Origin of the sequence: Rhodovastum atsumiense, from assembly GCF_937425535.1 — a bacterium.
Lineage (GTDB): Bacteria > Pseudomonadota > Alphaproteobacteria > Acetobacterales > Acetobacteraceae > Rhodovastum > Rhodovastum atsumiense.
The window spans coordinates 745,117-769,013 of the sequence record NZ_OW485601.1 but is presented as its reverse complement, the minus strand read 5'-3'; the positions used below and the strand labels follow the sequence as shown (position 1 = coordinate 769,013).

Below are 23,897 nucleotides of genomic sequence, written 5' to 3'. Positions count from 1 at the left end.
CGCGATCAGGCCACGAGTTCCGTGCCGGTCAGGCCCGCGCTCGGCGTCACGGTCGCCGCGCCAAATGCCATCGTACGTGGAAGCACCTGATCGAGGAACACCGAAGCGGCCGTCCGCGCCGCCACCGGGGCATCGGGCCGGGCGAGGGTACGGGCACACAGCCAGCCCGCGGCGAGGGTGCCGACCAGGTTGAGGAACGGCGTGGCGCCGGCCTCGGCTGCGCGTGGCTCGGCCTGGCGCAGCCATGCGGCGGCGCTGCGGGTCGCCTCCGCCGCCTCGCGCAGCGCCGGGGTGACGCCCTCGGCGGCCACGATCTCGTCGAGCAGCGCGCCGAGCGCAGCGCCCTGGTCGCGCAGCAGGCCGCGCCGCAGCAGGGTCAGCGCCTGGATGCCGTTGGTGCCCTCGTAGATCGGCGTGATGCGGGAATCGCGCAGGTGCTGGGCCGCCCCGGTTTCCTCGATATAGCCCATGCCGCCATGTACCTGTACCCCAAGCGAGGCGGCCTCCACCCCGGCATCCGAGGCCCAGGATTTCGCCACCGGGATCAGCAGGGCGGCGCGGACGGGATCGCGGTGCTGCTGCTCGGCCGCGTACAGCGTCAGCAGCCGCCCGCCGAGGGCCAGCGCGCGCATGGTCCAGAGGGTGCGCCGCACATCCGGATGGATGACGATCGGTCCGCCGCTCTGCTCGCGCGTGGTGGCGAACTCGGCGGCGCGGCGGAAGGCGCGCTCGGCCACCGCCACGCCCTGCATCGCCACCCCGAGCCGGGCGGCGTTCATCATGCTGAACATGCTGGGCAGGCCGCGATGCGGCGGGCCGACGATCTCGCCGAGTGCGTCCTCGAAGGCCAGCACGCAGGTCGGGCTGGCATGGATGCCGAGCTTGTGCTCGATCGAGACGCAGCGCACCGGGTTGCGGCTGCCATCGGGCAGGAACTTGGGCACGGCGAACAGGCTGATGCCGGCGCTGCCCGCGGGCGCGTCCGGCAGGCGGGCCAGCACCATGTGCAGGATGTTCGCGGTCCAGTCGTGCTCGCCATAGGTGATGAAGATCTTCTGGCCGGTGATGCGATACAGGCCGTTGCCGTCCGGCTCGGCCTTGCTGCGCACCGCGCCGAGATCAGAGCCCGCCTGCGGCTCGGTCAGGCACATCGTGCCGGTCCAGCTGCCTGCCACCAGCGGGGCCAGCAGCCGTTCCTTCTGGTCGGCGCTGCCGTGGGTCGCCAGCAACTGGATCGCGTCCTGGGTCAGCATCGGGCACAGGCCGAAGCCCATGTTGGCCGAGGACACCGGCTCGAAGGCGGCCAGCGCCAGCACGTCCGGCAGACCCTGGCCCCCGCTTTCCTCCGGGGCGGCGGTGCCGATCCAGCCGCCCTCGGCATAGGCCTGGAACGCTTCCTTGAAGCCGGGGGGGGTGATCACCCGTCCATCGACCAGCTTCGCGCCGATGCGGTCGCCGTCGCGTTCGAGCGGCGCGAGCACGCCCTCGGCGAAGCGGGTGGCTTCCACCAGGATGGCAGCGGTGTCGCCCGGGTCGAGGGCATCGAAGCCGACCACATGGTGCAACAACCAGGCGGTCTCTTCAGGGGGCACGGTGACGGGCATGTCGGGCTCGCTGAACAAGAGGGCTTGGGCACGTGGGGCTGGTGTAGCGTAGCGGCAGCGGAATGGGGAGGGCCGGACGGCGCGGCCGGGGGGAGGGCGCAGGCATCAACACCATTTTGATGCTGTGATGTTCCCCCGCGCCCGCGGACCCCGGGGGTGTGGGCTTTCCGCTCGTTCGGGCCGGCCGATCCGGCTAAGCAGAAGGCGCGCCGTCGGCCGGATCGGGACGGACATCATGCCGGCGTGACAGGGCACACGTTTCAGGAAACTGCGCTCACGTTTCAGTAACACGTGACGTTTTGAGTACTGGCCGGATCCGAGGAGGCACCGCGGGATGTACCACATGACATGCAGGGAAACGCCGGAACCGGCAGTCCTCCGGCATCTTCCTGCGATCATCCTCCTCAGGCCATGTCGCCGATGACTTCCCGATCTGCCCCGGACGAGATCCTGATCGCCTATGTCACCTGCGCCGACCTGGAGCAGGCGCGGCGGATCGGGCGGGCCCTGGTCGAGGAACGCCTCGCCGCCTGTGTGAACATTCGCGTGCATGAAGCGATCTATCGCTGGCAGGGTGCCGTCGAGCAGGCCCCGGAGGCGGCGTTCCTGGCCAAGACGACCCGTGCCGCCTGGCCGGCGCTGCAGGCCCGGGTGCGCGCGCTGCATTCCTACGAGCTGCCCTGCATCGTGGCCTGGCCCCTCGCCGAGGGCCTGCCGGAGTATCTTGGCTGGATCGCCGGGGCCGTGACGACGCCATGACCGAAGGTCCGGCCAATCCCGCCGCGCTCAAGGAAGTGCTGATCGTGCTCGGCGCGGCCGGGGTGGTGATCCCGCTGTTCCATCGCCTGCGCGTCAGCCCGGTGCTGGGTTTCATGCTGGTCGGCATGGTGGTCGGACCGTTCGGGCTCGGCCGCGTCGCCGACCTCGCGCCCTGGGTGGGCTGGGTCACCATCGCCAATGCCGAGGCGATCGCGCCGATTGCCGGCTTCGGCGTGGTGCTGCTGCTGTTCATGATCGGGCTCGAACTGTCCTTCGAGCGGCTATGGGTGATGCGCCGGCTGGTGTTCGGCCTGGGCGCGGCGCAGGTGGCCATGAGCACGACCTTGCTGGCGGGGGTCGGCCTGCTGGCGGGGATGGACCCGGCCGGGGCCGTCGTGGTCGGGCTGGCCGGGGCGATGTCCTCCACCGCCGTGGTGATCCAGGTGCTCTCCGAGGAGCGGCGGCTCGCCACCCTGCTCGGCCGGCTCTGCTTCTCCGTGCTGCTGTTCCAGGACATCGCCGTGGTGCCGATCCTGGTGGCGCTGGGCCTGCAGGGGACGGGGCCGGAGGGCGGGCCGGGGATGAGCCTGTGGCTGGCCGTAACCAAGGCGGTGCTTTCGCTCGGGGCGATCGTCGGGCTGGGGCGGCTGGGGCTGCGTCCATTGTTCCGCAGCGTCGCCCGCACCCGTAGCCCCGAGTTTTTCATGGCGGCCTGCCTGCTGGTGGTGATCGCGACCGCCCTGGCTGCCTCCGCCGCCGGGCTCTCGCCCGCGCTTGGCGCGCTGGTGGCGGGGTTGCTGCTGGCCGGCACAGAATTCCGCCGCGAGATCGAGGTCACCATCGATCCGTTCAAGGGCCTCGCGCTCGGGGTGTTCCTGATCTCGGTCGGCCTGCAGTTCGATCCCGTCCGGCTGGTGTCCGATCCGCTGGGGACGCTCGGGGGGGCGGCCACGCTGGTGCTGCTCAACGGCCTGCTGATCGCGCCGCTGACCCGGCTGTTCGGCGCGCCCTGGTCGGTCGCGCTGCAGGCGGGGCTGCTGCTGGGGCCGGGGGGCGAGTTCAGCCTGGTGCTGCTCGGCATCGCCGCGGGGGAGGGGCTGGTGGAACGGGCCGCCGCCGAGCAGGCGCTGCTGGCGGTGGCGCTGTCGATGGCGGCGATCCCGCTGCTCTCGGCGGTCGGGCGGCGACAGGTGCAGCGCCTGGTCGCCACGCCGAAGGTGATCGATCCGGCGCTGCTGCCGCCCGACACCGTGGCGAGCGGGCCGCGCGTCATCGTCGCCGGCTTCGGTCGGGTCGGGCAGATGGTGGCGTCGATGCTGCAGGCGCATGCGGTGCCCTATGTCGCCATCGACCGCGATCCGGACCGCGTCGCCCGCGAGCGGCATGCCGGCCAGCCGGTCTACTGGGGCGATATCGGCCAGCCGGCCCTGATGCGCCGCCTGGGCATCGGCACCGCGCGGGCGCTGGTGGTCACCATGGATGAGCGCAGCGCGGTCGACACCGTCGTGGCGGTGGCGCGCGCCGAGCGGCCGGACCTGCTGATCGTCGCGCGCGCCCGCGATGCCGCGCATGCCGCCCATCTCTATCATGGCGGCGTTTCCGATGCGGTGCCGGAAACGGTGGAGGCCAGCCTGCAGCTCTCGGAGGCCGTGCTGGTGGATATCGGCGTGCCGATGGGGCCGGTGATCGCCTCCATTCACGAAAAGCGCGCGGAAATCCAGGCCGTCATCAAGGCCGCCGCGCCGCAGGCCGAAATCCGCACGCTCGGCCGTCGCCGCCTGCGCGATGCCAGGCGGCGGGAAGAGGCGCGGGAAGGGTAGGCCGGGGGCGGTTGAGCTCCCTGGACTTGCAGTCGTTGCCCCGGTAAACCGCTCAGCCCGGGGATAAGACTGCGCGATGCTCCGGGGCCGCCAAGGGGGGTCTGCCGCATGCAGTTCGATATCGTCGTCGTCGGGGCCGGTCCCGCCGGGCTATCCTTCGCCTGCTCGCTCAAGGGCTCCGGGCTGCGCGTGGCGCTGATCGAAAAGCAGTCGGCGCCGGCCCTGGCCGATCCGGCCTTCGATGGCCGCGAGATCGCGCTGACGCATCTGTCGATGGCGCTGCTGCGCGCGCTCGGCGTCTGGGACCGCATCCCGCCGGCCGAGATCGCCTCGCTGCGTCGGGCCCGCGTGCTGAACGGTCGTTCGGCCTTCGCGCTGAATTTCGAGCCGCCGCCGCGCGGCGAGGACCGGCTCGGCGTGCTCATCCCCAATCACCTGATCCGCCGCGCCCTTTATGAAGAAGTCGCGGGCATGGAGCATGTGCGCCTGATCACCGGCGCCACCGTCACCGCCCTGCGCACCGACCGGCAGGGCGCCACCGTCACGCTCGGCGACGGCACGGAGATCGGCGCGGGGCTGGTGGTGGCCGCCGACACCCGTTTCTCCGAGACCCGGCGGCGCATGGGCATTCCGGCGCAGATGCAGGATTTCGGCAAGATCATGCTGGTCTGCCGCATGGCGCACGAGAAGCCGCATGACGGCGTCGCCACCGAATGGTTCGACTACGGCCAGACCTTCGCCATCTTGCCGCTGAACGGCGATGTGTCCGGGGCCGTGCTGACCCTGCCGGCGCGCGAGATGGACGGGCTGCTGGCGCTGCCGGAGCCGGCGTTCAACGCCGAGATCACCCGTCGCTACCGCAACCGCCTCGGCGCGATGCACCTGGTGTCGACCAAGCATGTCTATCCGCTGGTGGGCGTCTACGCGCAGCGTTTCACCGACCGGCGCTATGTGCTGCTCGGGGACGCGGCGGTGGGCATGCATCCGGTGACGGCGCATGGCTTCAACCTGGGCCTGCGCGGCGCGCATGTCCTGGCCTCCGAGATCCGCGCCGCGGTCGAGCGGGGGCGCGACGTGGCGGATGCGCATGCGTTGCGCCGGTACGCCTTCGAGCACCGCCGCGCGAGCTGGCCGCTGTACTTGGCGACCAACGCGACCGCGCTGTTCTATACCGACGACCGGCTGCCGGTGCGGCTGATGCGCAGCGCTGCGCTGCGCCTGGGGCAGTTCCTGCCGCCGGTGCGCCGGACGGTGGTGCGCAACCTGATGGACGACGCGCCGGTCTCCCGGATGTCTTGATCTCGCATCTTTCCATCGCCGTCGCCGATTACGCCCGCGCCCGCGCCTTCTACGACGCGGCGCTGGCGCCGCTCGGCCTGCGGGTGCGGTTGGAACTGCCGCAGGCGGCCGGCTACGGGCCCGCGGAGATCGAGGCCTGGGATGATCCGGGGGGCGCCTTCTGGATCACCAGCTCAGGCGATCCCGCCGAGCGGATCGCCGGGGCGCGCGGCTTCCACATCGCCTTCACCGCCCGCACGCGCCGCATGGTGGACGGGTTCCACGCCGCCGCCCTGGCGGCGGGCGGGCGCGACAACGGCGCGCCCGGGCTGCGCGCACAGTATCATCCACAGTATTATGCCGCCTTCGTGATCGACCCGGATGGCTGGCGCCTGGAAGCGGTGTGCCATCGCCCGGAGCCGTGACCCGGCGCCGGTCAGCCCGGCACCAGCACCGTCACCGCCGCCTGCGCCGCGATCCCTTCCATCCGCCCGGTGAAACCGAGCTTCTCGGTGGTGGTCGCCTTCACCGAGATCCGGCCGGGATCGACCTCCAGCAGTTCGGCAAGGCGGGCGATCATGCGCGGGGCGTGCGGTGTGATCTTCGGCCGCTCGCAGATCAGCGTCACGTCGGCATTGGCCAGCACCCCGCCGCGCGCGGCGATGCGCCCGGCGGCATGGCGCAGGAACCGCGCCGAATCCGCGTCCTTCCAGGTCGCCTCGCTCGGCGGGAAATGGCGGCCGATATCGCCCTCGGCCAGCGCGCCATAGATCGCGTCGCACAAGGCGTGGATGCCGACATCGGCATCGGAATGACCGGCGAGCCCACGGTCATGCGGCACCTCGATGCCGCAGAGGATGAGCTTGCGCGCCTCCGCCATGGCATGGACGTCGTAGCCCGTGCCCACGCGCGGGATCATCGTCCCCAGCAGCACCCGCTCCAGCCGCACCAGATCCTCCTTGTAGGTCAGCTTGATGTTCTGCTCGTCGCCGGGCACCAGGGCAACCGCGTGGCCTGCCTCTTCCAGGATGGCGGCATCGTCGGTGGCGCCTTCGGGGGCGGCGCGGTGCAGTTCCAGCAACAGCGGGAAGCGGAAGGCCTGCGGCGTCTGCGCGCGGAACAACCCGGCACGCGGCACCGTTCCGGTGATCCGGCCGGCCTCGCCACGCTTGAGCGTGTCGGCGACCGGCACCGCCGGAATGGCACCGGGGACCTCCCGCAGCGCCGCGAGCAGCGCCGCCACGGTGCCGGCCGGGATGAAGGGGCGGGCGGCATCGTGCACCAGCACCACCTCCGGCGCGTGCGGCGCCAGCGCCTCGAGCCCGGCGCGCACGCTCTGCTGGCGGGAAGCGCCACCGGGCACCGGCGGCAGATGCGGGATGTCGCCGAGTGCCGCGACAATCGGGGCGGCGTCTCCGACAGGCTGGATCAGGTCCACCTCCGGCGCGAGCCGCGCGGCGGCATGGCGCATCACCGGCTGGCCGGCGAGCGGGAGGAACTGCTTGGGCGTCTCGGCGCCGAGTCGGCTGCCAGTGCCGGCGGCGACGAGGAGAAGGGCGGTGCGGGGACGGCTCATGGCGCACCCATAACGTGATCGCCGGCGGCGTCAACGGAGCATGACAAGGAATAAGGGTAAGGCAAGGGCTTCGCCCTTGACCCAGCAGGGGTCAGGGGACCCCTGCACCCCAATTCGTGCTGCGCGGCAAAGAATGGGATCCAAGGGCCTCTGGCCCTTGGTGGAGGTCCAGGAGGCAAAGCCTCCTGGTGGGGTGCGGGGCAACGCCCCGCCACTCTTGCATGCAAATGCATGCCAAGGCTGCATCTCCGGTGGAGGTCAAAGCGGCCGGCACGCGACCTCCCGCATTGCGTCGGCGCAGGGCGCAGTCTAACTTGCCTAAATCATGGGCAGCCCCTTGCAACACATGCCGCGTCTGCGGCCGATTGAACTTGGCAATGGCGTGCGCCTGGACATGCCGGTCATTCTCGCACCGATGTCCGGCGTGACGGATTTGCCGTTTCGCCGGCTCGCCCGTGCCCTTGGCGCGGGCCTGGTGGTTTCCGAGATGATCGCTTCCTGGGCGATGGTGCGCGAGAATCGGGCGACCTTGCGCATGGCCGAACTGGACGGAAAGCCGTCCTCCATCCAGCTTGCCGGCTGTGATCCGGTGGCGATGGCCGAGGCCGCGCGGATCGCGGTCGGCCGCGGCGCGGACATCGTCGACATCAATTTCGGGTGCCCGGTGAAGAAGGTGGCGGTCGGACAGATGGCCGGCAGCGCGCTGATGCGCGACGAGCTTGCCGCCGCCCGCATCCTGGAGGCGACGGTGCGCGCGGTCGACGCCCCGGTCACGCTGAAGATGCGCATGGGCTGGGACCACGCCAGCCTGAACGCGCCGCGCCTGGCCCGCATTGCCCGGGAGAGCGGCATCCGCATGGTCACCGTGCACGGCCGCACCCGCCAGATGTTCTATACCGGCACCGCCGACTGGGACTTCATCGCCGAGGTGAAGGCGGCGGTGGACATCCCCGTCATTGCCAATGGCGACATCGTCACCGAGGACGACGCCGCCGAGGCGCTGCGGCGCTCGGGGGCGGACGGGGTGATGATCGGCCGCGGCTGCTACGGCCGCCCCTGGTTCCCCGCCCAGGTCGCCCATTTCCTGCAGACCGGCCAGCGGCGGCCCGAGCCGTCGCTGGCCGAGCAGAAGCGCATCATGCTCGAGCATTACCACGCCATCCTGGCGCATTTCGGCACCGAGGCCGGGGTGCGGCTCGCCCGCAAGCACCTATCTTGGTATTCGCGCGGCCTGCCGGGCTCGGCGGAGTTCCGGTCCACCGTCAACCGCCTGCCCGACGCCGCCGCGGTCGAGGCGCTGATCGGGCGCTTCTACGATCCGCTGATCGCCCGTGGCGTCACTCGCGTGGCCTTGCGCGAGGCCATGCTCGCGGAGGCGGCATGAGGTTCGGCCGTCGCGCGGCCCTGGCCGTGGTAGAGCGGGGCGAGCACCGGCGTCCACCCGAGGCGGCGGCGCTGATGTCGGCGCTGCCGCTGCCGGTGGTGGTGCTGGACCGGGAAAACCGTTTCACCTACGTCAACCACGCCGCCGAGCAGTTCCTGGGGGTGTCCGCCTCGCAACTGGCGCAGATGGCGCTGGTGGACCTGCTGCCGCAGGACAACCCGGTGTTCCTGCTGATCGACCAGGTACGCCAGGGCGATGTCATCGTCGCCGACTACGACATGAGCTTCGAGAGCCCGCGGCTGAAGAAATCCGGCATCGCCGTGCAGGGCACGCCGTTGCCGGATGATCCGGGGGCGGTGCTGCTGGTGATGCAGGACGTCTCGGCCGCGCGCACGCTCGACCGGCAACTGACCTTCCGCAGTGCCGCCCGCAGCGTCACCGGCATGGCGGCGATCCTCGCGCACGAGGTGAAGAACCCGCTGTCCGGCATCCGCGGCGCGGCGCAATTGCTCGAGAGCAGCGTCGGGCCGGCCGACCAGGAACTGACCATCCTGATCCGTGACGAGGCCGACCGGATCCGTGCCCTGGTCGACCGCATGGAGATGTTCAACGAGAAGCCGATCGAGCGCGGCGCGGTCAACATTCACCGCGTGCTGGAGCATGTCCGGCGGCTCGCGCAGAGCGGCTTCGCCGCCGGCATCCGCTTCCACGAGGTCTACGATCCCAGCCTGCCGCCGGTGCACGGCAACCGCGACCAGTTGGTGCAGGTTCTGCTCAACCTGGTGAAGAACGCCGCCGAGGCGATCGTCGGCGGCAACGTCGCCAATGGCGAGATCACCCTGGTCACGGCCTTCCAGCATGGCGTGCGGCTCGCCATCCCCGGCACCGACCGGCGGATGCACCTGCCCATGGTGGTGATCGTGCGCGACAACGGGCCGGGCATCTCCGAGGACATCCGGCCGCATCTGTTTGATCCCTTCGTCACCTCCAAGCCTGCCGGCAGCGGCCTCGGCCTCGCTTTGGTCGCGAAGATCGTCAATGACCACGGCGGGCTGGTGGAGGTGGAAAGCCGGCCGGGACGCACCGAGGTGCGCATGCACCTGCCGATGCTCATCGACGAGACACCCCCGCTGGTGTGACTGCCTCCCTCTTTCGTGACGCCCTCGTCTTTGACACGCCTTTGTTCACACCCTTGCCTGTGACGCCCGCGAATTGACCGGACCTGACCTGATGTTGCCACTGATGCCTGCCACGCGCCGGGGGGTTGCCCCGGTTTTCCCGCCGCGGGCCGCACGCTGCCGCGTGACGGCTTCGTCCGGGGGTTGCCGGGGGCGGGACGCATGCGCATGTCGCCGGCCCGCGCGGGTGGGCCGGCCATGACCCCGCCCACCGTCCTGATCGCCGATGACGACCGCTCCATCCGGACCGTGCTGACCCAGGCGCTCGGGCGTTCCGGCTACCAGGTGCGCAGCACCTCCAACGCCGCGACGCTGTGGCGCTGGGTGGAGGATGGCGAGGGCGACCTGGTGATCACCGATGTCGTCATGCCCGACGAGAACGGGCTCGACCTGATCCCGCGCATCAAGCGCGTGCGCCCCGACCTGCGCGTGGTGGTGATGAGCGCGCAGTCGACGCTGATAACCGCGGTGAAGGCGGCACAGCGCGGCGCCTTCGAATACCTGCCCAAGCCCTTCGACCTGAAGGAGCTGCTGGCCGTGGTCGGGCGCGCCCTGGCCGCCCCGGCGCCCGAGCCGGTCGCCGCCGAGACGCCGCGCGAGGCGGAGGAGCGGCTGCCGCTGATCGGCCGCAGCCCGGCGATGCAGGAGATCTACCGGACCATCGCCCGCCTCACTACCGCCGACCTGACGGTGATGATCAACGGCGAGAGCGGCACCGGCAAGGAACTGGTCGCGCGCGCCCTGCACGATTACGGCCGCCGCCGCGGCGGTCCCTTCATCGCCATCAACATGGCGGCGATCCCGCGCGAGCTGATCGAAAGCGAGCTGTTCGGCCACGAGCGCGGCGCCTTCACCGGGGCGATGAACCGCAATGTCGGCCGCTTCGAGCAGGCCAATGGCGGCACGCTGTTCCTCGACGAGATCGGCGACATGCCGCCCGAGGCGCAGACGCGGCTGCTGCGGGTGCTGCAGGAAGGAGAGTTCACCACGGTCGGCGGCCGCCAGCCGGTGCGCGCCAATGTGCGCATCATCGCCGCCACCCATCGCGACCTGCGCGCGGCGATCCGGGCCGGCGCCTTCCGCGAGGACCTGTTCTATCGCCTCAACGTCGTGCCGATCCGCCTGCCGCCGCTGCGCGAGCGCACCGAGGACGTGCCCGACCTCGCCCGCCATTTCCTCGAGCGCGCGCGGGCCGATGGCCTGCCCACGAAGTCGCTCGACGCCGGTGCGATGGAGGCGCTCAGGGCGTGGCGCTGGCCGGGCAACGTGCGCGAGCTCGAGAACCTGATGCGCCGGCTGGCCGCGCTCTGCCCCGACGAGGTGATCACCGCCGAGACCGTGCGCGCGGAACTGGCCGAGGCCGAGCCGATGGCGCTGCCCGGCGCGCCCGCCGCCGTGGCGGAGGGGCCCGAGCCGCTGTCGGCCGCGGTGGAGCGCCATATCCGGGCCTTCCTGGCCGCCCATCGCGACGGCATGGCCCCCTCCGACATCTATGACCGCGTGCTGGCCGAGGTGGAGCGGCCGCTGATCCAGTTGACGCTGGCGGCGACCAGGGGCAACCAGATCAAGGCGGCTGCCATGCTGGGCCTGAACCGCAACACGCTGCGCAAGAAGATCCGTGATCTCGACATCCCCGTCGTCCGGGGCATTGCCTGATCGCGGCCAGGAGGGAAGGACCGCCGGAGGTGAACGTCGCGCCGTCCCGTGACGCGCTTGCCGCCCGCGAGCGGCTGCCGGCCGACCCGCCGCCGCGCTCGCGGCTGCGGCGGGTCGTCGACATCCTGCTCGGCAAGATCGTCACGCTGGTGCTCGCCGCCTTCGCGCTGGCGCTGGGCATCGCCACCTTCGTGGCGATCGCGCAGGGCGTGCCCGGGCCGAACCTCGTGTTCGCCATGGTGCTGGCGAACCTGGTCGTGGTGCTGCTGCTCGGCGCGGTGCTGCTCGGGCGGCTCACCCGCGTCTGGGTGGAGCGCCGGCGCGGCTCGGCGGGTTCGCGGCTGCATATCCGGCTGGTGCTGCTGTTCTCCGGCGTCGCGGTGGCGCCGGCCATCGTGGTGGCGGTGTTCGCCACCGCCTTCTTCCATCTCGGCGTCCAGGCCTGGTTCAACGAGCCGGTGCGCACCGCGCTGCAGGAAAGCCTGCAGGCCAGCCGGGGGTACCTGGAAGAGCACCGCAACAACATCCGCGCCGACGCGCTGGGCATGGCCAACGACCTGGTGCGGGCCAGCGACTTCCTCGGCAACAGCGCCGGCGCCTTCGCCCAGGTGCTCGGGGCGCAGACCGCCCTGCGCGGGCTGACCGAGGCGGTGATCTTCGAGCCAGTCACCGGGCAGGTGATGGCCTCGGTCGGGCCACCCGCCGATCCGCCGCCGCTCTGGGCCACCGAACTCGCGCGCAGCGGCGAGGTCGGCGTGCTCGGCAGCGAGGATTCGAACCGGGTGCGCGCGGTGGTGAAGCTCGACATCACCCCCACCCTGATGCTGCTGATCGGCCGCCCGGTCGATCCCGCCATCCTCGAGCACATGCAGCGCACCGAGCAGGCGGTCAGCGAATATCACCGGCTCGACGACAGCCGTTCCGGGTTGCAGATCACCTTCGCCCTGATCTTCGCGCTGATCGCGCTGCTGATCCTGTGCGCGGCGGGGCTGATCGGCCTGGTGATGGCCAACTCGATCGCCCGCCCGGTGGGGCGGCTGATCACCGCCTCCGAGCGCGTGCGCGCCGGCGACCTCTCGGTGCGGGTGCCCGAGGAAGTGACGGGCGACGAGGTCGCCGGGCTGTCGCGCGCCTTCAACCGCATGATCGGGCAGCTTTCCGCGCAACGCCGCGAGCTGATGGATGCCTACAGCCAGCTCGACGCGCGGCGCCGCTTCACCGAGGCGGTGCTGTCCGGCGTTTCCGCCGGGGTGATCGGCCTGGACGCCGAGGGGCGGATCGAACTGCCCAACCGCGTCGCCAGCGCCTTGCTCGATGTCGACCTGCTGGGTGCGATCGGCCGCGATCTCGGCGAGATGGTGCCGGAATTCGCCCCGCTGCTGGCCGAGGTGCGGGCCGCCCCCGACCGGACCCGCACCGCGGAGCTGCAGATCGGTCCGCCGGCACGGCGGCGCATGCTGCTGGTGCGCATCTCCGCCGATCCCCCGCGCGAGGGCGGCCCGGACGGCGCGCGCGGCTTCGTCGCCACCTTCGATGACATCACCGAACTGCAATCGGCCCAGCGCAAGGCGGCCTGGGCGGACGTGGCCCGGCGCATCGCCCACGAGATCAAGAACCCGCTCACCCCCATTCAGCTTTCGGCCGAGCGGCTGAAGCGCCGTTTTGCCCGGGAGATCACCTCCGATCCCGAGACTTTCACCCAGTGCGCCGATACGATCGTGCGCCAGGTTGGCGATATCAGGCGCATGGTCGACGAGTTCTCCGCCTTTGCCCGCATGCCGCATCCGGTGATCCGGCCGGAGGATGTCGGGCGCGTCGCCCGCGAGGCGCTGGTGCTGCAGAAACAGGCGCATCCGCAGATCCATTGGGACACCGATATCCCCGAACGCGGGCCGGTGGCGCCGTGCGACCGCCGGCTGGTCGGCCAGGCCCTGACCAACCTGCTGCAGAATGCCGCCGATGCGGTGGCGATGCGCCCGCGCGCGCCGGACGAGCCGGTGGGGCGGATTGCCGTGCAGGTGGCGCTGGCGGGCGATGACGTGGTGATCCGGGTCGCCGATGACGGCATCGGCCTTCCCGAGGAGGATCGCGCCCGCCTGACCGAGCCCTACGTGACCCACAAGCCCAAAGGCACGGGGCTTGGGCTTGCCATCGTCAAGAAGATCATGGAGGACCATGGTGGCCGGGTCGCGCTGGAGGATCGTCCCGACGGTCCGGGGGCGATCGCCATCCTGAAGCTTCCCTTGCAGACCGAGTCGTGAGTTTCCGTGATGGCGCATGACATCCTGATCGTCGACGACGAGCCGGACATCCGGATGCTGGTGGACGGCATCCTGCGCGATGAAGGCTACGAGACCCGCGGGGCCGGTGACTCGGATTCGGCCATCGCCGCTTTCCGCCTGCGCCGGCCATCGCTGGTGATCCTGGACGTGTGGCTGCAGGGCTCGCGCCTGGACGGGCTGGGGCTGCTGCAGACCTTCCACGGCGAGGAGCCGCAGGTGCCGGTGGTGATGATCTCCGGCCACGGCACCATCGAGACCGCGGTGCAGGCGATCCAGCAGGGCGCCTATGACTTCATCGAGAAGCCGTTCCAGTCCGACCGCCTGTTGCTGGTGGTGCGGCGCGCGCTGGAAGCGGCCCAGCTCGCCCGCGAGAACGCCGAGCTGCGGCTGCGCGCCGGCCCCGAGACCGAGCTGACCGGCGACAGCCCGGCGGTCTCGATGCTGCGGGCGGCGGTGGAGAAGGTGGCGCCGACCGGGTCGCGCGTGTTGATCAGCGGGCCGGCCGGGTCGGGCAAGGAAGTGGTGGCGCGCATGATCCATGCGCGGTCGCGCCGGACCTCCGGCCCCTTCGTGGCGCTGAACTGCGCCATCCTCAACCCCGCCCGCTTCGAGGAGGAGCTGTTCGGCGTGGAGGCCGGCGCCGATCCGCTGCTGCAGCCGCGCCGGGCCGGCGTGCTGGAGCGGGCGCATGGCGGCACGCTGCTGCTGGACGAGGTGTCGGACATGCCGCTGGAGACCCAGGGCAAGATCGTCCGCGCCCTGCAGGACCAGACCTTCGAGCGCATCGGCGGGTCGCAGCGGGTGAAGGTGGATGTGCGGGTGCTGTCCACCACCAACAAGGACCTGCATGCCGAGATCGCGTCCGGGCGGTTCCGCGAGGACCTGTACTACCGGCTGGCGGTGGTGCCGCTGCGGGTGCCGGCGCTGAAGGAGCGGCGGGAGGATATTCCCGCGCTCGCCAGGTTGTTCCTGCTGCGCTCGGCCGAGGCCGCGGGCATGCCCTCGCGCGAGCTGTCCACCGATGCGGTGACGGCGCTGCAGGCGTACGACTGGCCGGGCAATGTGCGGCAGTTGCGCAACCTGGTGGACTGGCTGCTGATCATGGCGCCGGGGGGGCATGCCGACCCGATCCGCGCGGACATGCTGCCGCCGGAGATCGGCTCGGCGGCGCCGGCCTTGTTCAACGCCGACCCGAGCGCCGATGTGATGGGGCTGCCGCTGCGCGAGGCCCGCGACCTGTTCGAAACCCAGTACCTGCAGGCGCAGTTGTTGCGCTTTGGCGGCAACATTTCCCGGACGGCGCAGTTCGTGGGCATGGAGCGCAGCGCCCTGCACCGCAAGCTCAAGCAACTGGGCGTGGGCGGAGAGGACCGGGGCGGCGGCTGACCGGCGCCTCTCCCGACCCACATATCTACGTTTATTTACGGTATATTATTATATATAGCATACGCCGATGTGAATATCGTCGGCCGGATTGCTTCGCTAGCATCAGGGTGTCTCGGTCCGCCATCCGGTGATGGGCGGCCGGTGCTCTGGACAGCCACGCGAAACAAAAGAGTCGGGTGATGCTGACATTATGCTGTCCATGCTGTCCGTAAGAAGCGCGGACAGAAGATGAGCGGGCAGGCGCTGTAGCGCCCCGCGGCACATCCAGCGACTGATTTTTGCCCGGGGATTTCGGGGCGTCTGCCCTTGTCCGTTATTTCCGGGCGCATGCTGCGGCCCGCGCCCAATGTGCATTGGATTGGCTGCAATAAAACGAGTTGTTCAAATAAATCGTATCGAATAGGCCGATATTTAAGCGGGCTGAAGAGTGCATTAACGAAAATATAGTGCTGATTTTTGCTATAATTATAAATCATTAACACTAAACGCAATGTTTAATTTGCAATCAAGTGACATGAATTGCACGAAGAAAGAATATTATCATGATAAAATTATCGATAATTTGCTATTGGTTATTTAATAACAAACGGTTCGATTCCAAAATATGAATAGTTTTGACTATAGTAATCAAGATTAATTTATAAGTATTATAACAGAGACGTTGCTATATTCATGCTGCCATGTGCCAAATAATGGCAAATAGTTCTGACCAAGAATAGCAACATTGACAGGAAGGAAGGCGCAAATGTCAGGAAACATACTTGGGAATGCTTTCGGCGGAATTGGCGGTCAAGGCTTTGGCGGCCAGGGCCTTACGGGGACGGGGGGAGGCCAGCAGCAATTCGGCAATCCCCAGAACCTGACGGATATTGCCGGAAGGGTGGCGCAGCTCGCCGTTCCCGTCATCCTTTCGGCCCTGCAGAACAATCCGCAGATCGCGCAGCAGGCCGGAGGTTTCCAGGGCTACCCTGGTGCCCAGGCCCAGGGATTGCAGGGACACCAGGGATTGCAGGGATTGCAGGGATTGCAGGGACAGTTGAACCCGCAGCTCAATCCGTTCGCGGCGACCCTGCAGCAACAGAACGGAGGCGCGGATATCAACCGCCTGCTGGCCGGGGTGGGGCAGCAGGGACTGCAGGCCCAGCATGCGCAGCAACTGGCGATCGCCCTCAGCCAGCATATCACCCAGCAGCTTCCCCACATCATCGCCAACCTGATCGCCACTCTCGCGGCCACCCAGCAATTCCGGGCCCAGCAGAGCGGCCTGGGCGGTCAGTTCGCGTCGCAGGGGACGGGCGGCGAGTTCGGCGTGTGGCTTGGCGGGGCCGCGCAGGTGATCGGCCAGGCGGCAGCCCAGCAGATCACCCAGCAACTGCCGCAGGTCATTGGCGGGGTTCTCTCGGCCCTGCAGCAGGCCCAGGCGCAGCAATTCGGCGCACAGCCCTTCGGGGCGCAGGGGCTCAACAATCCCTGGCTGTCCGTGCCGCAATCCGCCCAGAGCAACTACGCCTATCACTGACCATCCGGCCCGGCCGGGGGGACCCGGCCGGGCGCCCATCTCGCGCAGCTCCGTGCCGCCGAGGCGCGGGGCCCTCTGTCGTGCCGTACGCCACGGTCACACATGCAATGCCCCCGCACAGAAGGCAGGTCCCCATGAGCGAAACCAAGGAAAGAGATGGTGCGAACAAGGACAGCGCCACCCGGAAGGCAGGCTCCGGACCGGCCCCGCAGCATCCCGAGACCGCTTCGCCACACCCCCTGGCCGCGGAGGCCCTGTCGCCGGGTGGGGTCGCGTCCCGCAGGGTCGAAATCCTGATCGCGCACCGCGAGGGGGCGTTGCACCCCCAGAGTACGGACCAGATCGCCCAGGCCCTGGCGGCGCTGCCCGATTTCAAGGTCAGGAAAGCCCTGCGCCCGAGCGGCCTTGCCGTGCTGGCGGCCGATGCCGCGGGGGCATCGGATGTGCTGGTGGCGGAAACCTCCTTATCGCAGGAACTGGAACTGCGCCTGAACGCCGGCCCCGCCCTCATTGTCGAGCGTAACCTCGACCTCGAGCATTTCGGCGGCATCACCCTGCCCGGGCCCCAGCCCGTTGCCGGGCCGGTCGTGGCGACGGCGACATCCGCCATCACCGTGCCGGTGAAGGTGCAGGACACGCAGGGACGACCGGTCGGCAAGGCCCTGGTCACGGTGGTCGGGCACGGGCTCACCCAGGCCGTCACCAATGCCCAGGGGCTGGCGACCTTGTCGATCTTCGGCACCGCCGTGACCGGCATCACCGGTCTGCATGTCAAGCCTTCCGCGGAGTACTGGGACATCTGGATCCCCAATCCCGAGCTGAGGCAGGCCGGGCCGAATACCGTCACCCTCGAACCCCTCAAGGCCTTCCAGCCGGCCGGCTTCAACGAGCAGCACTTCATTGGCTGGGGGCAGCGCCTGATCGGGCTCGGCGAAGGGGCGACGGAGCTGACCGGGCAGGGGGCCAGGGTGGCCATCATCGATTCCGGGGCGGACAACACCCATCCCAGCCTGACCCATCTGCGCATCGGCCGCGATTTCACCAATCCCGACGCCGATCCGCAGGGCTGGACCCAGGACACGCTGGGGCTCGGCACCCATCTCGCCGGCATCGTCGCCGGCAATGGTCACGGCATCCGCGGCTTCGCGCCGCAGGCCGAGCTGCATGTGCTGAAGCTGTTTCCCGGCGGTCGGCTCGACGGGCTCATTTCGGCCCTGGCCTATGCGGTCGACAATCGCATCGACGTGGTGCTGCTGTCGCTGGGGACCAGCCAGGTGTCCGAGGCGGTGGCACGACGGCTGGACCAGGCCCGCAAGGCCGGGGTCGCCGTGGTCGTGGGCGCGGGCAACACCGCTGGTCCGTCCCTGTTCCCGGCGAACCTGCCGGGTGTCTTCGCGGTCTCGGCCATCGGCCAGCGCAACATCGCCCCGGACCACACCACGCATGCGCGCGCGCAGGCCGGCCCGGGGGGCATCAACGGGATCTTCGCGGCCGGGTTCACCTCCGGCGGCCCGCTGATCCGGGTGGCGGCACCGGGGGTTGCGATCATCAGTTCGGTGCCGGGGGGCGGCTACGGCGCCTGGGACGGCACCGGCCCGGCCGCGGCGCATGTCGCCGGCCTGCTGGCCTTGATCGCCGCCCATCATCCCGCCCTGGGCGAGCGTGGGCTCCCGCGCAATGCCGCCCGGGTCGAGCGCCTGTTCCAGATCCTGACCCAGGCCACGGTGCCGCTCGGGCTCGATCCGATCTATGGCGGGGCGGGGCTGCCTTTGCTCGCCAGGCTGCTGCAGCCTTCAGCCCTGCCGCCAGGCCCATGGGCGGAGCCCGTCGCCCCGGCCGGACAGGACGTCGATGCGATCATCCGCCAGCAGGTCTATACGGCCGTGCAGCAGCAGGGGCTGGCGCCCGGCGGGTTCCACGGGCCTGGTCCCGCCGGGTTACCCTGGGTCGTGCGTCCATAGGGGGCGTCCAACCAGGGGCTCCCGGTTGAGTGCGGCGGGGTGGCCTGTGCCACCCTATGCCGTTGGTTGCGTGCGCATTTCCGCCAGGAACCGCCCCATTTCCTGGCGCAGGGCGTTCGCCGAGCCCGACAGCTTCCCGGCGGTGCCGAGCACCACCGTCGCGGTGGTGTTCACGGTGCCGGACGTGTCCTGCAGCGCGGTCACGCTGTCCGAGACCACGCCGGTCGCCTGGGCCGCCCGGCTGACATTGCCGGCGATCTCGCGGGTGGCGGCGCCCTGTTCCTCGACCGCGGCGGCGATGGTGGTGGAGATGCCGTCGACCTCGGTGACGGCTTCGGCAATGCCCTCGACCGCCGCCACGGCACGTTCGGTCGACGACTGGATGCGCTCGATCTGGCCGCGGATGTCCTCGGTCGCGCGGGCGGTCTGCGCCGCCAGCGCTTTCACTTCGTTGGCCACCACCGCGAAGCCGCGGCCGGCTTCCCCGGCGCGGGCGGCCTCGATGGTCGCATTCAGCGCCAGCAGATTGGTCTGGCCGGCGATGGTCTGGATCAGTTCCACCACCCGGCCGATCTCGCCGGCCGCCCCGGCGAGTTCGGCGACCTGCGTGCTGGTGGTCGAAACCCGGCCGGACGCCTTGCGCGCCACCGCCGCGGCCAGGGCCACGCGCTGCGAGATCTCGTCGATCGAGCGGCTGAGTTCCTCGGCGGCGGCCGCCACGGCCTGGACGTTGCCGGTGGCCTCGCCCGCGCCCTGGGCGGCGGTATTGACCCGCGTGTTCACCTCGCCGGCGGTCCGTGACAGCAGGCCCGCCGCCGATTCCATCTCGGTGGCCTCGCTTTGCAGTTCCCGCAGCACGCCGCCCACCGCGCGCTCCAGCGCGTCCGCGAGGCCGGACAGGGCCGCCATGCGATCCGCCTCGGCCCGTTGCTTCAGCGCCTCGCGCTCGCCGCGCAGCCGGTCGGCTTCGGCCGCCCCCTGCCGGACCACCTCCAGCGCCCGGGCCATCGCGCCGATTTCGTCGCCGCGCCCGGTCTGCGCCACGGGGCTCGCGTGATCGCCCTCGGCCAGGCGTTGCAGCCGTTCCTGGGTGCGCCGCATCGAACCGGTGATGTCGCGTCCGATCACCACCGCCATCGCCCCGGCCAGTGCCAGCCCGCCGAGCAGGATCAGGCCGACCAGCCGCAGATAGGCGGCGAACTCGGTGTCGATGTCATCGATGTAGACGCCGGTGCCGATCATGATCTGCCAGGGGGCGAAGGCCGTCGCGTAGCTGCGCTTGGGCAAGGGATCGCCGCCGTTGCCGCGGGGATACCAGTATTCGACCACTCCGCCGCCGCTGCGGGCCACGGCGATCAGGTCGCGGATGAGATAGGTTCCCCTCGCATCCTGGACCTGCAGCCGGTTCTGCCCTTCCGCCTGCTGATGCGGCCCGGACGCAACCATGCGCCCGTCGAAATCATAGGCGAACAGATACTCGTCTTTTTCATATCGCGTGGCGTAGATCAGCTTGCGGAAGCGGCTGAGTGCCTCCGCCCGGTCGATGCGCCCGGCCACCACCTCGGCTTCCAGTTGCGATGCCGCGCTGACCGCAACATCGACCAGGGCCCGCAGCTTGGCGGTGCGGTCGTTGATCATGCGCTCGTGGGTCAGCCGTGCGGAGACAGCGAGAACGACAACCGTCGCCAGCACCAGGATGCCGAGCAGCAGCATGAGCTTGGTTGGCAAACGACGGTTGTGGAGGAAATGCATCTCGGAACTTCCGGCTGGTGCCGCGGTCAGTCAATAGCTCAAAAGTTGATAAATGGTCAACGGAAGAACCGGACTATCGCAAGTCGTCATTTATTAATCATTCAACCAAATACTGCTTCCGCATCCATGCCCAGGCTGCCGTCGCTGCGCTGGGCCCACAACGCCGCTTTCTCACCTTCCACCCGGCCGCACGTCGTGAAGGGGGCGATGTCGAAGACCGGGTTCTGCGCCCGGAAGCGAAAGCCCGTGATCGGGCGCGGATCATTCCGTCGCGCCAGGTCCACCAGCAGTGTCGCCAGCAGCGGGCCGTGCACGACCAGCCCCGGATAGCCTTCTGCCTCGGTCCCGTAGCGACGGTCGTAATGGATCCGGTGGCTGTTGAACGTCAGGGCCGAGTAGCGGAACAGCAGCACCGGGTCGGGCAGGATGTCACGGTGCCAGCCGGCTCCGGACGGCGCCGGTCGCGCCGGCGGCGGCGCGTCCCCGGGCCTTGCCGCGTCGCGATAGACGATGTCCTGCTCCTCGGTGATGGCGAGCCCGCCGGGGCCGGCGATCTCGTGGCGCACCAGCACGAACACCAGCGCGCCGCTGCGGCCTTCCTTGAAGGTCACGTCGGCGATGGTGGAGGTGCGGGTGATGGTATCGCCGATGCGCAACGTGCCCGGGAAGGTCAGTCGCCCGCCGGCCCACATGCGTCGCGGCAGGCTGACCGGTGGCAGGAAGCCGCCCCGCCGGGGATGCCCGTCCGGGCCGATCTGCGACTGCGGCGCGCGCGGGAGGAAATACAGCCAATGCCACAGGGGCGGCAGCGGATCGCCGTCCCGTGGCGCGGGGTCGTCGCGATCCAGCGTGGCGGCCAGGGCGGCGACCGGGAAAGGCGTGACGATGTCGGTCAGCGTCTCCTGCCGGCCGATCCAGCCGCGCAACTGCGCGATGTCGATGTCCATTGCAGCTTCCCTCCCGCCTGTCCGTGGCGCAACGACAGCATGTTCCGGCGCAACCGGTTCATGCAATCGGATGAGGTTCCCGCCGCTGTCAGACCGTCTGGCGGACGCTGTCGGCGTTCAGCGTCAGCGCGATGCGCCGGCGCAGCGGCGTGCCGCGTGCCAGCGCCTCGGCCATCGCCGCCGCCTGCTGCAGCGTCACCTTGGGCGGCATCGGCGGTTCATTGGGATCGACGACCGCCTCGATCAGCACCGGGCCGGGGGTGGCGAGCGCGCGCTCGATCACCTCGCCGCATTCCTCCGGCTGGTCGGCGGTGAAGGCCGGCATGCCGAAGGCCCGGGCGACCGCGGCGAAATCCACCGGCTGCAGCGCGCAGCCATATTCGGGCGTGCCCGCGAACACCATCTGCTCCCAGCGCACCGCGCCCAGCGTATCGTTGCGCAGGACCAGGAGCTTCACCTCGAGCGCATGGCGCACGCAGGTGGCGAGCTCGCCGAGCGACATGGTCAGCGCGCCGTCGCCGCTCACCGCCACCACCATCCGCCCGGGATGGGCGAGGGCGGCGGCGATCGCGTAGGGCAGGGCACAGCCCGCCGTCGCCATCGTGCCGGAGGTGGTGAAGCGACGGCGGTCCAGCATGCGCAGGTAGCGGGCGGCCCAGGTGGTGCAGGTGCCGCAATCCGCCACCAGGATCGCATCCTCGGGGGCCAGGCGGTCCAGCTCGCGCAGCACCACCTGCGGCTTCATCGGCGAATCCCCCCGCGTCGCCTGTTTGTCGAGTTCCTCGCGCCATTCCACCATGGTTGCCTGCGCGCCTTCGAGGAAGCCCGGCTCCTGCTGCTGCGCGAGCAGCGGCAGCAAGGCCCGCAACACCGCGGCGGCATCGCCGGTCAGCGCCGCTTCCACCGGCACGCGCAGGCCGATCCGCCGTGCATTGGCATCGATCTGCACCACCCGCGCCTGGCCGGGACGCGGATAGTACTCAAGGTAGGGGAAGCCGCTGCCGACGATCAGCAGCGTGTCGCAGCTCTCCAGCGCATCCTGGCTCGGGCGCGTGCCGAGCAGGCCGGCCCCGCCAATACCATAGGGGCTGTGATCGGGCAGCACCCCCTTGCCGAGCAGCGTCTCGGTCACCGGCGCGGCCAGCCGTTCGGCGATGGCGGTGAGCTCCGCCCGGGCCCCGAGCGCCCCGCGTCCGGCCAGGATGCAGATCCGGCGCCCCGCATTCAGCACGGCGGCCGCGCGGGCGAGCGCATCCTCGGCCGGCAGCAGCGCCGGCGGCGCCGGCAGCGATGCTGCTACCGTTCCGTTGCGTCCGGCGCGCAGGTTGCGCCCGAGCGTGGCGGACTGGATATCGGACGGGATGGTCAGATGCGTCGCCGTCGCGTCGGCGAGCGCGATCCGGCACGCCTGGTTCACCGCCGCCTCGGCATGGGCGGGCCCCTGCACCTGGATGCTGAAGCCGCAGGCATCGGCGAAGACACGGTCGAGCGGCACGTCCTGCTGGCCCGCGGTGCCGATCAGGTCATGGGGCGGCAGCCCGGTCAGGGCCAGCACCGGCGCGCCGTCCGCCCGGGCGTCATACAGGCCGGCCAGCAATTGCAGCCCGCCCGGTCCGGCACTGGCCAGGCACACGCCGAGCCGCCCGGTCAGCCGGGCATGACCGCTGGCCATCAGCGCGGCGGTCGATCCCTGGCGGGTCTGCACGAAACGGATGCGGTCGGCGCGGCGGCGCAGCGCCTCGACGATGCCGGCCACGCCATCACCGGGAAGGCCGAACACGGTGTCGGTTCCCCAGTCGAGCAATCCCTGCACGAGCACATCGCCTGTCGTTTCGGCCATCACTGCCTCCTGGACACGGAACAGGAACAAGGCGTCCCTGCGACAGTTCCGGGCTCAGTCGCCACGGGACGCGGTGGAAAGCCCCGTAAGCGTGGGCCCCGGGGAACGTTCGTCACCTTGCATCTTCCCGCATGCAGGCGTCTTTCTCCAGGGAGTCATGCCGCTGTCGCGACCATGACGTTGCCTGTTCTGATGGTCGTACCGCCCTGCATGACTGATCTGATCCAGGCAAACGGGACCGGGTCGGGGGCGGATTTGTTTGTCGTGTCAATCGAAACACCGGAAAACCGCTTCGACATACGCCCGCGCTTCGGCGTGGAGCGGACGCGACGGCTATGGTAAGAACGTGATACGGCGCCAGAAGCGCTGGCGCGGTTGTCCCTGTGGCCGTGCCGGGTTTGCCGAGGGTGGCGTGGCTTGCCTGCGGGATCGTGGGGTGTTCCCGGACCCGTCGGTCGCCGGTATCCCTCGCTGGCGGTACACGGTACCGCCTTCAGGGGGAAGGTGACTGGTCATCTGACGCCGTGCGCGGCCGAGCCACGCCCGCGCGGCGGCGCCTGAATCGGGTTCCGGAGCAATCCGGGACCAGCAACAACAAGAAGGATCACGTCGTGGCCAACGAGAAATCGCAGAATGTTCAGGATGTCTTCCTGAACCATGTGCGCAAGAACAAGACCCCTGTCACCGTCTTCCTGGTGAACGGCGTCAAGCTGCAGGGCATCATCACCTGGTTCGATAATTTTTCCGTCCTGCTGCGCCGCGACGGGCATACGCAGCTCGTCTACAAGCACGCCATCAGCACCGTGATGCCGGGGGCGCCGATCCAGCTGTTCGATGCCACGAGCGCCGGCGCCGGGGCCTCTGCCAAGGAGCCCTCCAGTACTACGCTGACCATGCCGCAACGCGATCGGGAGACGGTCTCTGCCCGCGGAGACTGAGCGGCAAGCCAACGGGC

The 23,897-nt window shown here is 69.8% G+C and carries 18 protein-coding genes; 12 read left to right on the top strand and 6 right to left on the bottom strand.

Annotated features, from left to right (window positions below; all coding sequences use genetic code 11):
• Window positions 1-5: 5 nt before the first annotated feature.
• Window positions 6-1,604 carry an acyl-CoA dehydrogenase family protein gene (locus tag NBY65_RS03260; RefSeq protein WP_150045333.1) on the bottom strand — a complete coding sequence of 533 codons (1,599 nt, stop codon included), beginning with the start codon at window positions 1,602-1,604 and terminating at the stop codon, window positions 6-8.
• Between the two features lie 420 nt (window positions 1,605-2,024).
• On the opposite strand from NBY65_RS03260, the gene cutA reads away from it, so the two are divergent.
• The 4 genes from cutA to NBY65_RS03240 all read left to right on the top strand — a co-directional run bounded on the left by cutA (window position 2,025) and on the right by NBY65_RS03240 (window position 5,886).
• Window positions 2,025-2,363 carry a divalent-cation tolerance protein CutA gene (gene cutA / locus NBY65_RS03255; protein WP_150045334.1) on the top strand — a complete coding sequence of 113 codons (339 nt, stop codon included), beginning with the start codon at window positions 2,025-2,027 and terminating at the stop codon, window positions 2,361-2,363.
• Entirely contained in the window at window positions 2,360-4,183 is a 1,824-nt protein-coding gene (locus NBY65_RS03250; RefSeq protein WP_150045335.1) for a cation:proton antiporter domain-containing protein, read from the top strand. The genes cutA and NBY65_RS03250 overlap by 4 nt, the downstream gene beginning before the upstream one ends.
• Before the next feature lie 108 nt (window positions 4,184-4,291).
• Window positions 4,292-5,482, top strand: a complete 1,191-nt coding sequence (gene ubiM, locus NBY65_RS03245; protein ID WP_150045336.1) for a 5-demethoxyubiquinol-8 5-hydroxylase UbiM — start codon at window positions 4,292-4,294, stop codon at window positions 5,480-5,482.
• Window positions 5,479-5,886 carry a VOC family protein gene (locus NBY65_RS03240; RefSeq protein ID WP_150045337.1) on the top strand — a complete coding sequence of 136 codons (408 nt, stop codon included), beginning with the start codon at window positions 5,479-5,481 and terminating at the stop codon, window positions 5,884-5,886. Before ubiM ends, NBY65_RS03240 begins: the two co-directional genes overlap by 4 nt.
• 11 nt (window positions 5,887-5,897) lie before the next feature.
• Here the strand turns inward: NBY65_RS03240 and NBY65_RS03235 are convergent, their stop codons facing one another.
• Window positions 5,898-7,037: a bifunctional 2-C-methyl-D-erythritol 4-phosphate cytidylyltransferase/2-C-methyl-D-erythritol 2,4-cyclodiphosphate synthase gene (locus NBY65_RS03235; protein ID WP_150045338.1), complete on the bottom strand. Its 1,140-nt coding sequence runs from the start codon at window positions 7,035-7,037 to the stop codon at window positions 5,898-5,900.
• A 325-nt stretch (window positions 7,038-7,362) separates the two neighbouring features.
• Between NBY65_RS03235 and dusB the strand changes: the two genes are divergently transcribed.
• The 5 genes from dusB (at window position 7,363) to ntrX (ending at window position 14,923) form a co-directional block, all read left to right on the top strand.
• On the top strand, window positions 7,363-8,421 hold the full coding sequence (dusB, locus tag NBY65_RS03230; RefSeq protein ID WP_150042806.1) for a tRNA dihydrouridine synthase DusB: 1,059 nt from the start codon (window positions 7,363-7,365) through the stop codon (window positions 8,419-8,421).
• The gene (locus tag NBY65_RS03225; protein WP_150042805.1) at window positions 8,418-9,560 is read left to right on the top strand and encodes a two-component system sensor histidine kinase NtrB; all 1,143 of its coding nucleotides are present in this window, start codon (window positions 8,418-8,420) and stop codon (window positions 9,558-9,560) included. Before dusB ends, NBY65_RS03225 begins: the two co-directional genes overlap by 4 nt.
• A gap of 237 nt (window positions 9,561-9,797) precedes the next feature.
• The gene (ntrC, locus tag NBY65_RS03220; RefSeq protein ID WP_150042804.1) at window positions 9,798-11,255 is read left to right on the top strand and encodes a nitrogen regulation protein NR(I); all 1,458 of its coding nucleotides are present in this window, start codon (window positions 9,798-9,800) and stop codon (window positions 11,253-11,255) included.
• 29 nt (window positions 11,256-11,284) lie between these two features.
• Entirely contained in the window at window positions 11,285-13,516 is a 2,232-nt protein-coding gene (locus tag NBY65_RS03215; protein WP_408895390.1) for a sensor histidine kinase NtrY-like, read from the top strand.
• A gap of 9 nt (window positions 13,517-13,525) precedes the next feature.
• Window positions 13,526-14,923 carry a nitrogen assimilation response regulator NtrX gene (gene ntrX, locus NBY65_RS03210; protein WP_150042803.1) on the top strand — a complete coding sequence of 466 codons (1,398 nt, stop codon included), beginning with the start codon at window positions 13,526-13,528 and terminating at the stop codon, window positions 14,921-14,923.
• A 748-nt stretch (window positions 14,924-15,671) separates the two neighbouring features.
• Here ntrX and NBY65_RS03205 read toward each other — a convergent pair.
• The gene (locus NBY65_RS03205) at window positions 15,672-15,923 is read right to left on the bottom strand and encodes a hypothetical protein (protein WP_162530708.1); all 252 of its coding nucleotides are present in this window, start codon (window positions 15,921-15,923) and stop codon (window positions 15,672-15,674) included.
• 6 nt (window positions 15,924-15,929) lie between these two features.
• Between NBY65_RS03205 and NBY65_RS03200 the strand changes: the two genes are divergently transcribed.
• Both NBY65_RS03200 and NBY65_RS03195 read left to right on the top strand, forming a co-directional pair.
• The gene (locus tag NBY65_RS03200; RefSeq protein WP_162530707.1) at window positions 15,930-16,442 is read left to right on the top strand and encodes a hypothetical protein; all 513 of its coding nucleotides are present in this window, start codon (window positions 15,930-15,932) and stop codon (window positions 16,440-16,442) included.
• Between the two features lie 134 nt (window positions 16,443-16,576).
• Window positions 16,577-18,403 (top strand): S8 family serine peptidase, encoded by a 1,827-nt coding sequence (locus NBY65_RS03195; protein WP_162530713.1) that lies wholly within the window; start codon window positions 16,577-16,579, stop codon window positions 18,401-18,403.
• A 54-nt stretch (window positions 18,404-18,457) separates the two neighbouring features.
• On the opposite strand, the gene NBY65_RS03190 is transcribed toward NBY65_RS03195, so the two are convergent.
• The 3 genes from NBY65_RS03190 to NBY65_RS03180 form a co-directional block, all read right to left on the bottom strand.
• Window positions 18,458-20,155, bottom strand: a complete 1,698-nt coding sequence (locus NBY65_RS03190) for a methyl-accepting chemotaxis protein (RefSeq protein ID WP_150042800.1) — start codon at window positions 20,153-20,155, stop codon at window positions 18,458-18,460.
• A gap of 101 nt (window positions 20,156-20,256) precedes the next feature.
• Window positions 20,257-21,102, bottom strand: coding sequence for an FAS1-like dehydratase domain-containing protein (locus NBY65_RS03185; RefSeq protein ID WP_150042799.1), 846 nt, complete (start codon window positions 21,100-21,102; stop codon window positions 20,257-20,259).
• Between the two features lie 88 nt (window positions 21,103-21,190).
• Window positions 21,191-22,942 (bottom strand): thiamine pyrophosphate-dependent enzyme, encoded by a 1,752-nt coding sequence (locus NBY65_RS03180; protein WP_150042798.1) that lies wholly within the window; start codon window positions 22,940-22,942, stop codon window positions 21,191-21,193.
• A 611-nt stretch (window positions 22,943-23,553) separates the two neighbouring features.
• Between NBY65_RS03180 and hfq the strand changes: the two genes are divergently transcribed.
• Window positions 23,554-23,880, top strand: a complete 327-nt coding sequence (gene hfq / locus NBY65_RS03175; RefSeq protein ID WP_150042797.1) for an RNA chaperone Hfq — start codon at window positions 23,554-23,556, stop codon at window positions 23,878-23,880.
• The last annotated feature ends 17 nt before the right edge of the window (window positions 23,881-23,897 follow it).

Excerpts from the sequence above, each read along its gene's own strand:
- ntrC (WP_150042804.1), top strand. The coding sequence starts at position 9,798 with ATGACCCCGCCCACCGTCCTGATCGCCGATGACGACCGCTCCATCCGG.
- NBY65_RS03195 (WP_162530713.1), top strand. The coding sequence starts at position 16,577 with ATGAGCGAAACCAAGGAAAGAGATGGTGCGAACAAGGACAGCGCCACC.
- NBY65_RS03180 (WP_150042798.1), bottom strand. The coding sequence starts at position 22,942 with ATGGCCGAAACGACAGGCGATGTGCTCGTGCAGGGATTGCTCGACTGG.
- ntrX (WP_150042803.1), top strand. The coding sequence starts at position 13,526 with ATGGCGCATGACATCCTGATCGTCGACGACGAGCCGGACATCCGGATG.
- NBY65_RS03225 (WP_150042805.1), top strand. The coding sequence starts at position 8,418 with ATGAGGTTCGGCCGTCGCGCGGCCCTGGCCGTGGTAGAGCGGGGCGAG.
- NBY65_RS03260 (WP_150045333.1), bottom strand. The coding sequence starts at position 1,604 with ATGCCCGTCACCGTGCCCCCTGAAGAGACCGCCTGGTTGTTGCACCAT.
- NBY65_RS03250 (WP_150045335.1), top strand. The coding sequence starts at position 2,360 with ATGACCGAAGGTCCGGCCAATCCCGCCGCGCTCAAGGAAGTGCTGATC.
- dusB (WP_150042806.1), top strand. The coding sequence starts at position 7,363 with ATGGGCAGCCCCTTGCAACACATGCCGCGTCTGCGGCCGATTGAACTT.
- NBY65_RS03235 (WP_150045338.1), bottom strand. The coding sequence starts at position 7,037 with ATGAGCCGTCCCCGCACCGCCCTTCTCCTCGTCGCCGCCGGCACTGGC.
- NBY65_RS03190 (WP_150042800.1), bottom strand. The coding sequence starts at position 20,155 with ATGCATTTCCTCCACAACCGTCGTTTGCCAACCAAGCTCATGCTGCTG.
- NBY65_RS03185 (WP_150042799.1), bottom strand. The coding sequence starts at position 21,102 with ATGGACATCGACATCGCGCAGTTGCGCGGCTGGATCGGCCGGCAGGAG.
- ubiM (WP_150045336.1), top strand. The coding sequence starts at position 4,292 with ATGCAGTTCGATATCGTCGTCGTCGGGGCCGGTCCCGCCGGGCTATCC.
- cutA (WP_150045334.1), top strand. The coding sequence starts at position 2,025 with ATGACTTCCCGATCTGCCCCGGACGAGATCCTGATCGCCTATGTCACC.